We start from the raw sequence: 10,383 nt of genomic DNA on the forward strand, positions 1-10,383 counted from the left end.
CGTTTTCAGGAAATTGCCAAAAATCGGGCTCTGACCCCGGTGTTCAAGGCTGCTGCAGCAACGCGTTGATCGGCTGCAGGTCTTCCTCGCGCAGCGAACCCGCCGCGGCCTTCAGCTTCAGGCCGGCCAGGATCGTGTTGTAGCGCGCCCGCGCGAGGTCGGTGCGGGTCTGGTACAGCTGGCGCTGCGCGTTCAGCACGTCGATGTTGATACGCACGCCGACCTGGTAACCGAGCTTGTTCGATTCCAGCGCGGAATTGCTCGACACTTCGGCCGCTTCCAGCGCCTTCACTTGCGCGAGGCCGCTGTTCACGCCGAGGAACGATTGGCGCGCCACCAGCGCGGCGTTGCGGCGGTTCGCTTCCAGGTCGTTGCGGGCCTTGTCTTCCAGCGCGATCGATTCGCGCACCTTGCTCGTCACTGCAAAACCGTTGAAGATCGGGATGCTGTACTGGATGCCGATGGAGTTGCTCGTGGTCTTGCCCGACTGGATCGTCTGGCCATTGACGTCGCGGTGCAGCGACGATGCGACGAGGTCCACGGTCGGATAGTGGCCGGCGCGGTTCTTCGAGATGTCGCGCTTGGCCGATTCCAATTGCAGCTGGGCCACGGTCACGGCGTAGTTCTGGTTCTCGGCGGCGGACACCCACTGGTCGACGTTGATCGGCTGCGGCGCCGTCAGGGACACGCCCGTGCGCAAGGTCGCCAGCGTGGACGGCGGCGTGCCGATGATGGCTTGCAGCGCCGTCTTCTTGGTTTCCAGATCGTTGACGGCAGCAATTTCCTGAGACACCACGAGGTCGTATGCGGCCTGCGCTTCATGGGTGTCGGTGATGGTCTGCGTGCCGACTTCGAAGTTGCGCTTGGCGGAAGCCAGCTGCTCGGTCACGGCGACTTTTTGTGCGCGCGTGGATTCCAGCGTGTCCTGGGCGGCCAGCACGTCGAAATAGGCTTGCGCGACGCGCGTGATCAGGTCCTGCTGGGCCTGGGCGAACTGTGCTTCGGAAATGGCTTGCGACAGCTTGCTCTGCTGGTAGGTTTGCCAGCGGTCCCAGTGGAACAGCGGCTGCTGCAGGGTCACCTGGATCTCGTTGGTGCGCAGGTTGCTGCCGGGGCTCGGTACGTTGTTCCACGGGTCGGTGCTGCTGTTGTTCTTGGTGATGTCGCCATTGATGCCGACGGTCGGCAGCAGGCCGGCTCGCCCCTGGGTGATACGTTCGCGACCCGCCGCGGCGGACGCGCGGGCGCTGGCATATGTGGCGTCGTTCGCCAATGCCTGCTGGTACACCTGGATCAGATCGGCCGCCTGGGCATTGAGCGAAAACGCGCTGGCCAACAGTACGGCGATGAGGGGCTTCTGCATTACTTTCTCCGTCGGAGTCATCAATAGTTAAGGACGCAGAGTCAATACTTCGGCATCGAAGGGTCGACCTGCACGGCCCAGGCGTGTATCCCGCCTGTAAGGTTGGTAATGTTGCTGAATCCGTTGCGCTCCAGGAAGGCGGCCACCTGCATGCTGCGTGCGCCGTGGTGGCACACGCAGACGATGTCCTGGCCGTCGTCCAGCTCGCTCACGCGGATCGGAATCAGGTTCATCGGGATCTGGGTCGAGCCTTCGAGATGGCAGGTCTCGAATTCCCAGTTTTCCCGAACGTCGAGCAGCAGCGGCTGCGGACGCGACGAGTCGGCCAGCCAGGCGGCCAACTCGGGGGCGGTAATGTGCTGCATGCGTCGTTCGCCTCTCAGAACTGGAAGTGCGACGGCACCGGGGCGCCCGTCAGGTAGCGCACGTTGGTCTCGAACACCTTGACCGTGCTGTAGGCGTTGTCGCCGGTACGGGTGATGATCGAGGCTTCCATCACCGGTGCCTGGCCGACGATGGCGGCGATGCGGCCACCCACCTTCACCTGCTTCAGGATCGCTTCCGGCAGCACTTCCAGCGCGCCCGAGATCACGATCACGTCGTACGGCGCACCTTTTTCCCAGCCCTGGGCGCCGTTGCCGACTTCGACGGTCACGTTGTGGACGCCGGCATTGGCCAGGTTCTTCTTGGCCTGTTCCGCCGTTTCCGGATTGATTTCCACGGTGGTCACCTTGGCGGCGCGGTGCGCCAGCAGGGCGGCCATGTAGCCCGAACCCGTACCGATTTCCAGCACGGTCTCGTGCTTCTTCACACCTGTTTCCTGCAGGATGCGCGCCTCGAACTTCGGCGCCAGCATGGCGTCACCGCCCGGCAGCGGGATCTCGACGTCGGCGAACGCCAGGTTCTGGTACGCTGCCGGCACGAACTGTTCGCGCTTGACGACGTGCAGCAGGTCGAGCACATCCTGGTCCAGCACGTTCCACGGACGGATCTGCTGTTCGATCATGTTGAAGCGGGCTTGTTCGATATTCATCTTTAGACTCGGTGGGAAAATAAATAATCCGATATTTTATCGTTGAACGGCTTCAGCAAACATATCTTAACGACATGGGGCTGAGTGCCAGCGGAAATTGCGACAGTCTGCAGTTTCCGGGGCATGAACCCCGGAAAACAGCGTCTTGACGTAGGAAAACGGGGTCAAACGGGAGGCGCGGCCGGCAGGAGGCCATGCAGCGCCATGTCGAGGAAGGTGTCGAGGAAGGCCAGCGGCTCCAGCTCCGCACGCGGGCACGGGCCGACCGAATGCTTCCAGATGATCAGGGTGAGCATCGGGGCGACGAGCACCTGGGTCATCGTGTTGACGTCGATCTTGCGGAATTCGCCGCGCGCGATGCCCCGTTCGAGCATCGACGCCATGGCATTGGTGCCGCGGGTGATCACTTCTTCCTGGTAAAAGCGGGCCAGTTCCGGGAAATTGTCCGCTTCGGCCATGACGAGCTTGATGATGCCGGAGGCCTTGGTCGCGCCCAGCCGCTGCCACCAGGAGTGGATCAGCTGGCGCAGCAGGTCGGCACTGTGGCCGTCGAACTCGGCGACGGACGCCTCCGCCTCACCGATCACGGGCACGATATTGCTGCGCACGACGGCCTTGAACAGCTCTTCCTTGTTCTCGTAATACAGGTACAAGGTGCCCTTGGACACGCCGGCGCGGCGCGCGACGTCTTCCAGGCGTGTGGCGGCGTAGCCACGCTCGACGAACAGGTCGATGGCCGCCTCCAGCAACTCCTGGGGCCGCGCGTCCTTACGGCGCTCCCAGCGCGGCTTGGTGTCAAAAGGGCATGGCATGCTTCTGTCCGACAACTAACTATTGAGTCAGCAAATATAGACCTGGGGATAGGGACAGTCAAGAACGGCCGCCTTCACCGTAGTATACTGTCTGCTTGCCTGTCCCCGGTCTTTACATGCATATCCCGCCTTCTCCTGTTTCCTGCCGCCCCGGCTGCGGCGCCTGCTGCATCGCGCCGTCGATCACGTCTCCGATTCCAGGCATGCCAAACGGCAAACCTGCGGGCGTGCGTTGCGTGCAGCTGGACGAGCACGACGGCTGCAAGATTTTCGGGCAGCCGGGCCGCCCGCGCGTGTGCGGCAGCCTGCCGCCGTCGCGCGAGATGTGCGGCGACACGCGCGAGCACGCGATGTTCTTCCTGGCCGAACTGGAGCGCTTGACAGCCTGACATGGCGACACGGTAACTCGACGGCAGTCCCCTTCCTCATGGTAAGCTTGCGGCCCGCGCAATATCTGCCGCGCACGCGTCCCCAACCCTACCGAACCGCACACACCAATGGATATCATTCTCGCCCTGAAAGCGATCATCATGGGCCTCGTCGAGGGCTTCACCGAATTCCTGCCGATCTCGTCCACCGGACACCTGATCCTGGCCGGTAGTCTGATCAATTTCACTGGCGAAGTGGCCCAAGTGTTCGAAATCGCCATCCAGGCCGGCGCGATCCTGGCCGTGATGTGGGAATACCGTGCGCGCATCGGTGCCGTGCTGGGTGGCATCACGTCCGATCCGCGCCAGCAAAAGCTCGTCATCAACCTGATCGTCGCGTTCCTGCCGGCGGCCGTGCTGGGTTTCCTGTTCAGCAAGGCGATCAAGGCACACCTGTTCGCGCCGGTGCCCGTGGCCCTGGCGTTCATCGTCGGCGCGTTCGTGATCCTGTGGGCGGAGCGCCGCCACAAGGTGCTGCCGGGCGCGCACCGCATCCAGACCGTGGACGACATGAGCATCCTCGACGCGTTCAAGGTCGGCTGCGCCCAGTGCTTCGCGCTGATCCCGGGCACGAGCCGGTCGGGTGCGACGATCATCGGCGGCATGCTGTTCGGCCTGTCGCGCACGGCCGCGACGGAGTTCTCGTTCTTCCTCGCGATTCCCACGCTGCTGGCCGCGACCGTGTATTCCGTCTTCAAGGCGCGCCACGACCTGCACGCGTCCGACCTGCCGCTGTTCCTGATCGGCGGCGTGGCGGCGTTCATTTCCGCCTTCCTGTGCGTACGTTGGCTGTTGCGCTTCATCAGCACGCACGACTTCACGGGCTTCGCCTGGTACCGTATCGTGTTCGGTGTGGTCGTGTTGATCACCGCCCATTTCGGCTGGGTGGTCTGGGCCGAATAATTCGAGAGCAGCAAGTACCATCATGACGAGCGACATCGAGCAACGCGCGCTGCAGATCCTGCAGACGGTCTTCGGCTACCCCGCCTTCCGCGGTCAGCAGGCCGACATCGTCGAGCACGTGGCGTCCGGCGGCGATGCGCTCGTGCTGATGCCCACCGGCGGCGGCAAGTCGCTGTGCTACCAGATTCCCGCGCTGCTGCGCGACGGCGTCGGCGTCGTCGTCTCCCCGCTGATCGCGCTGATGCAGGACCAGGTCGACGCGCTGGCCGAAGTGGGCGTGCGCGCCGCGTTCCTGAACTCGACGCAGACGTTCGAAGAGACCCTGCGCATCGAACGCATGGTGCGCACCGGGGAGCTGGACCTCGTCTACGTGGCGCCCGAGCGCCTGATGACGCCGCGCTGCCTGGAACTGTTCGAGTCCGCGCACATCTCGCTGTTCGCCATCGACGAGGCGCACTGCGTGTCGCAATGGGGCCACGACTTCCGGCCCGAATACATCCGCCTGTCAATCCTGCACGAGCGCTTCCCGCACGTGCCGCGCATCGCGCTGACGGCAACCGCCGACCAGCTCACGCGCGCGGAAATCGCCCAGCGCCTGCAGCTGGAAGAGGCGCGGCAGTTCGTGTCGTCGTTCGACCGCCCGAACATCCGCTATTCCATCGTCGAAAAGACGAACGGCCGCAAGCAGCTGCTCGACTTCATCACGGCGGAACACCCGGGCGACTCGGGCATCGTCTACTGCCTGTCGAGAAAAAAGGTCGAGGAGACGGCGGAATTCCTCAACGAGAACGGCATCCGCGCCCTGCCCTATCACGCGGGCATGGAGTATTCGCTGCGGGCCGACAACCAGGCGCGCTTCCTGCGTGAAGACAACATCGTGATGGTGGCCACCATCGCGTTCGGCATGGGCATCGACAAGCCGGACGTGCGCTTCGTCTGCCACCTCGACCTGCCGAAATCGCTCGAGGGCTATTACCAGGAAACGGGCCGCGCGGGCCGCGACGGCCTGCCGTCCAATGCCTGGATGGCCTATGGGTTGCAGGACGTCGTGCTGCAGCGCCGGATGATCGACGAGTCCGAGGCCGACGAGAATTTCAAGCGCGTGCTGTCGTCGAAGCTCGACGCGATGCTGGGCCTGTGCGAGACGCTCAGCTGCCGGCGCATGCGCCTGCTCGAATACTTCGGCGAGCGCTCCGGCCCGTGCGGCAACTGCGACACCTGCCTCATTCCGCCGACGTCGTTCGACGCGACGGTGCCCGTGCAAAAGCTGCTGTCGGCCATCTACCGCGTCGACCAGCGCTTCGCGGCCGGCCACGTGATCGACGTGCTGCGCGGCGTGTCGTCCGAACGCATCGTCCAGTGGCACCACGACAAGCTGACCGTGTTCGGCGTGGGCGCCGAGCGCGGCGAGCAGGAATGGCGCGCCATCGTGCGCCAGACGATCGCCCTGGGCCTCGTCACCGTCGACCACGACGCGTTCAGTTCACTCAAGCTGACGGAAGCGGCGCGGCCGGTGCTGAAAGGCGAGCAGAAAGTGCAGCTGCGCCAGTACCAGAAGCCCGTGAAACCCAAGCGCACGTCGACGCCGCGCGGCAGTTACGAGGAAGTCGAGCTGTCGAAGTCCGAGCAGGCGATCTTCGACAAGCTGCGCTGGTGGCGCGTCGAGACGGCGCGCGCGCACGGCGTGCCCGCGTACGTCGTGTTCCAGGACGCCACGCTGCGCGAGATCGCCAAGGTCAAGCCGGTGTCGCTCGACCAGTTGCGCGGCGTCTCGGGCGTCGGCGAGAAGAAGCTGACGTCCTACGGCGACGAGATCGTCGGGATCATCAGCGAGATGGTTTGAGGTGTTTTTTTCGTGGGCACCGTGATTGATGCCCCCGGCATCAATCACCCCACGCGTCGTTATCTCCTCGTGAAGACGAGGTCCCACACGCCGTGGCCGAGTTTGAGGCCGCGGTTCTCGAACTTGGTCAGCGGCCGGTACGACGGCTTTTCCGCATAGCCCTCGGCCGTGTTCTGCAACGCCGGCTCGTTGCCCAGCACTTCCAGCATCTGCACCGCGTAATCTTCCCAGTCCGTCGCGCAATGGATGTAACCGCCCTGCGCCAGCTTCTGGCACAGCAGTTGCACGAACGGCGGCTGGATCAGGCGGCGCTTGTTGTGGCGCGCCTTGTGCCACGGGTCGGGGAAGAAGATGTGCACGCCCGCCAGCGAACCGTCGGCGATCATGTTGTTCAGTACCTCGACGGCATCGTGCTGGATGAGGCGCAGGTTCTGGATGTCCTGTTCGCCGGCCAGTTTCAGCAGGCTGCCCACGCCCGGCGTGTGCACTTCGACACCGACGAAATCCTTGTCCGGCATCGCCTTCGCGATGTGCGCCGTCGTGTCGCCCATGCCGAAGCCGATCTCCAGGATCAGCGGCGCGGTGCGGCCGAACGGGGCGTGGAAATCGAATTGGGCCTTGCGGTACTCGATCAGGTAATGCGGACCATACGCTTCCAGCGCGCGCGCCTGGCCGGTCGACAGGCGGCCGGCGCGGGTGACGAAACTGCGGATGCGGCGGTCGGTCGGGTCGTAGAGCATCGGGCGGCCCTGCTCGTTGGTAGGCGTATCGGCGGACATGGGGAATGAAAGAATGAGGAAAAAACGGGCGCCATTATAACCCGGCGCTTTCCGGCCGCGATCTCGGACATAATGCATCTGTTGCAACCAGGAGCCACCGATGCGCCAGCAGACCCACCCGATCGCCACCGAAGACAACGTCGCCGCCTACCGCCTGACCTCCTTCCACTACGGTACGCCAGGCAGCGGCAGGAAGGTCTACATCCAGGCCTCGCTGCACGCGGACGAGGTCCCCGCGATGCTCGTCGCGCACGTGCTGCGCCGTGAGCTCGGCCGGCTGGATGCGGAGAACAAGGTCACCGGCGAGATCATCCTGGTGCCGGCCGCGAATCCGATCGGGCTGTCGCAGGTGATCCACGGCGCGCCGTTCGGGCGTTTCGACCTCGCTACCGGCACCAATTTCAACCGCTCGTACCGGCACGTGGCCGCGGCGTTGAAGGCGTCGCTGCAGGACAAGCTCGGCGCGGATCCCGCCGCCAACGCGGCCCTCGTGCGCGAGCACGCGCGCCGCGAGGTGGCCGCATGGCTGCCATCGAGCGCGACGGAAGAGCTCAAGAAGACGCTGCTGGGCATGGCGATCGACGCCGACATCATGCTCGACCTCCACTGCGACAACGAGGCCGTGCTGCACATGTACACGGGCACGCCGCTCGCCGGGCGGGTAAAACCGCTGGCCGCGCTGATGGGCGCGCACGCCGTGCTGCTGGCGACGGAATCCGGCGGCGAGCCGTTCGACGAAGCGTGCAGCCGCGTGTGGTGGGAACTGGCGGAACACTTCGGCGGCCGCTTCCCGATCCCGTCCGGCTGCGTGGGCGTGACGGTCGAGCTGCGCGGCGAGAACGACGTGCGCTACGACCTGGCCGAACGGGACGCGCACGCGCTGCTGCAATACCTGGCGCGCGAAGGCGTCGTCGACCTGCCCGTCGCGCCGCTGCCGGCGCCGCTGTGCGAACCGACGCCACTGGAAGGCGTGGAACCGCTGCACGCGCCACATGCGGGGGTGCTCGTGTTCCTGAAAAAACTGGGCGACCAGGTGCAGGCGGGCGACGCCGTCGCCGACATCGTCGATCCGGTCAGCGGCAGGACGACGACCCTGCGGCCCACGCAGTCGGGCGTGCTGTTCGCCAGTACGGCGCATCGGCATCTGCTGCGCGGGATGCACGTCTGCAAGATCGCGGGGGCGGAGGCTTGGCGGACGGGGAGTCTGTTGGGCGCCTGAACCGTCATTCCCGCGCACGCGGGAATCCATGCTGAGGCGCAGGATTCGGAAGCTCAGCATGGATCCCCGCTTTCGCGGGGACGACGACTAGGCGGCCAGCGCTTCCTTGAACAGGTAACGCTGCGCCAGCAACGGCGCGATCGCCGCCGCCGGCAGCGGCCTCGCAACAAAATACCCCTGCACCTCGTTGCACTTCAGCGCACGCAGGATCTGCAGCTGCTCCTCGTTCTCGACGCCTTCCGCCACGACTTCCATCCCGAGCGCGTGCGCCATCGACACGATGGCCTGGAAGAACACGGTGCCTTCGCGCGAGCGTCCCAGTTCGGCCGTGAACGAGCGGTCGACCTTCAGGACGTCCATCTTCATGCGCTGCAGCTGCGACAGCGACGAGTAGCCGGTGCCGAAATCGTCGACGTGCAGCTTGACGCCCAGCGCGCGGATCGCGGCCAGCTCGGCGAGGATCTCGGCCTGGTCGCCCATCATCGCGGACTCCGTGATCTCCACTTCGAGCAGGCCGGCCGGCACGGCGTGGCGGGCCAGCGCGTCTTCGAGCTCGCGCTGCACGCTGCCGCGCAGGAACTGCTTCGGCGAGACGTTGATCGACACCGGCACCGGCACGGCGCCGTGCGCGCGCCAGGCCGCCAGCTGGGCGCAGGCCTGGTCGATCACGATGGCGCCGATCGGCACGATCAGGCCGCTGGATTCGGCCAGCGGGATGAATTCGTCCGGGCGGATCATGCCCAGCTGCGGATGCTCCCAGCGCAGCAGCGCTTCCATGCTCAGGAGCTCGCCCGTGCACGTGTCCACGCGGGGCTGGTAGTGCAGCACGAACTGGCGCTTGTCGATCGCTTCCAGCAGGCGCTGGCGCAGCTGGGTGCGCGTCTTGAGGATGTTCGACTGCGCGGGGTCGAAGAAGCGGTACTGGCCCTTGCCCTCGGCCTTGCCCGCGTACATGGCGATGTCGCCGTGGCGGATCAAGGTGGCCGCATCGAGGCCGTCGCGCGGGTACACGGCGATGCCGACCGAGGCGCCGATCATGTGCTGGTCGTCGGCGATCGGGAACGGTTTACTGAAGGCTTCGACGATGCGCGTGGCGACGATGGCCACCTGCTGGTCGCTGTCGAAGGGGCTCAGCAAGACGACGAATTCGTCGCCGCCGAAACGCGCCACGCTGTCGCCCGGACGCAGTTGCGACAGCAGGCGCTCGGCCGCCAGCTGGAGCAGGCGGTCGCCGACGGCGTGGCCGTGCGTATCGTTGACCTGCTTGAATTCGTCGAGGTCGATGAACAGCAGCGCCGCGCCGTGGTCGCCGTCGTCCGCGCGCGCCAGCGCCACGGGCACGAAGTTCAGGAACCAGTGGCGGTTCGGCAGGCCGGTGAGGCTATCCTCGTTGGCCAGGCGCGCGAGCTGGGATTCGTGTTCCTTGCGCTCGCTGATGTCCTGCAGGGTGACGGCGAGGTTGTCGCCCACGCGCACGATGCGGCGATGGCCCCAGCGGATGTTCAGCCGGTTGTTGTCGGGCATGCGCCGGTCTTCCTGGTGGAAGCCGACGGCCAGCGCCGTACGGTAATTGGCGGTCAGGTCGTCGAAGGACTTGCCGTGGTGGAGCTGCGAAATCAGGCTGCCGACGAGTTGCGCGTGCGTCGTGCCGTAGAAGAAGGCGCCGCGCTCGTTGCAGTCGACGATGCGGAAGTCGACCGTCTGCCCCTTGCGGTCGCGCACCGGCGCGATCATGTAGAAACCGTCGTTGCCGCTGTCGGTGGCCGTGCGGTAGGCGCGCTGGATCTCGGCCCGCTCGCGCGCCCGCGCCGCCGCGCGCAGCGACAGCATGCTCGCACCCAGCGCCAGCAGGGTCAGCACGGCGGTGGCCACCAGCGTGTGGTTGCGGCTGTCCGTCCAGTAGGCGTCGGCCGCTTCCAGCACGGCCGTATGCGACAGCGCGACGAGGGCCACGAGCGGATACGCGCCGGAGCGGCGCCAGCCCAGCACGCGCGGCTCGCCGT

The 10,383-nt window shown here is 65.7% G+C and carries 10 protein-coding genes; 4 read left to right on the forward strand and 6 right to left on the reverse strand.

What is annotated here, in order from left to right:
• Nucleotides 1-43 precede the first annotated feature (43 nt).
• From ACEN88_RS00910 to ACEN88_RS00925, 4 genes are all read right to left on the reverse strand, one after another.
• Entirely contained in the window at nt 44-1,363 is a 1,320-nt protein-coding gene (locus ACEN88_RS00910) for a TolC family outer membrane protein (protein WP_413336962.1), read from the reverse strand.
• A 41-nt stretch (nt 1,364-1,404) separates the two neighbouring features.
• A complete protein-coding gene (locus ACEN88_RS00915; protein ID WP_413336963.1) occupies nt 1,405-1,728 on the reverse strand; it encodes a rhodanese-like domain-containing protein in 324 nt (107 codons plus the stop codon).
• Between the two features lie 14 nt (nt 1,729-1,742).
• Nucleotides 1,743-2,396: a protein-L-isoaspartate O-methyltransferase family protein gene (locus ACEN88_RS00920; protein WP_413336964.1), complete on the reverse strand. Its 654-nt coding sequence runs from the start codon at nt 2,394-2,396 to the stop codon at nt 1,743-1,745.
• Nucleotides 2,397-2,560: 164 nt separating this feature from the next.
• Complete coding sequence (locus ACEN88_RS00925) at nt 2,561-3,208, reverse strand: TetR/AcrR family transcriptional regulator (RefSeq protein WP_160410642.1); 648 nt, start codon at nt 3,206-3,208, stop codon at nt 2,561-2,563.
• Nucleotides 3,209-3,324: 116 nt separating this feature from the next.
• Here ACEN88_RS00925 and ACEN88_RS00930 point away from each other — a divergent pair, with 116 nt between their 5' ends.
• The 3 genes from ACEN88_RS00930 (at nt 3,325) to recQ (ending at nt 6,382) form a co-directional block, all read left to right on the forward strand.
• Nucleotides 3,325-3,597 carry a YkgJ family cysteine cluster protein gene (locus ACEN88_RS00930; RefSeq protein ID WP_413336965.1) on the forward strand — a complete coding sequence of 91 codons (273 nt, stop codon included), beginning with the start codon at nt 3,325-3,327 and terminating at the stop codon, nt 3,595-3,597.
• A 108-nt stretch (nt 3,598-3,705) separates the two neighbouring features.
• Nucleotides 3,706-4,539 (forward strand): undecaprenyl-diphosphate phosphatase, encoded by an 834-nt coding sequence (locus ACEN88_RS00935; RefSeq protein WP_413336966.1) that lies wholly within the window; start codon nt 3,706-3,708, stop codon nt 4,537-4,539.
• Between the two features lie 22 nt (nt 4,540-4,561).
• Nucleotides 4,562-6,382, forward strand: coding sequence for a DNA helicase RecQ (gene recQ / locus ACEN88_RS00940; protein WP_413336967.1), 1,821 nt, complete (start codon nt 4,562-4,564; stop codon nt 6,380-6,382).
• 59 nt (nt 6,383-6,441) lie between these two features.
• Here the strand turns inward: recQ and trmB are convergent, their stop codons facing one another.
• The gene (gene trmB / locus ACEN88_RS00945) at nt 6,442-7,122 is read right to left on the reverse strand and encodes a tRNA (guanosine(46)-N7)-methyltransferase TrmB (RefSeq protein ID WP_413336970.1); all 681 of its coding nucleotides are present in this window, start codon (nt 7,120-7,122) and stop codon (nt 6,442-6,444) included.
• 139 nt (nt 7,123-7,261) lie between these two features.
• Here trmB and ACEN88_RS00950 point away from each other — a divergent pair, with 139 nt between their 5' ends.
• Nucleotides 7,262-8,380, forward strand: a complete 1,119-nt coding sequence (locus ACEN88_RS00950; protein WP_413336968.1) for a succinylglutamate desuccinylase/aspartoacylase family protein — start codon at nt 7,262-7,264, stop codon at nt 8,378-8,380.
• 87 nt (nt 8,381-8,467) lie between these two features.
• Here the strand turns inward: ACEN88_RS00950 and ACEN88_RS00955 are convergent.
• The coding region (locus ACEN88_RS00955) for a putative bifunctional diguanylate cyclase/phosphodiesterase (protein WP_413336969.1) at nt 8,468-10,383 on the reverse strand (1,916 nt) is incomplete at its 5' end.

This window comes from Massilia sp. CT11-108 (genome assembly GCF_047302915.1).
Lineage (GTDB): Bacteria > Pseudomonadota > Gammaproteobacteria > Burkholderiales > Burkholderiaceae_D > Telluria > Telluria orientalis.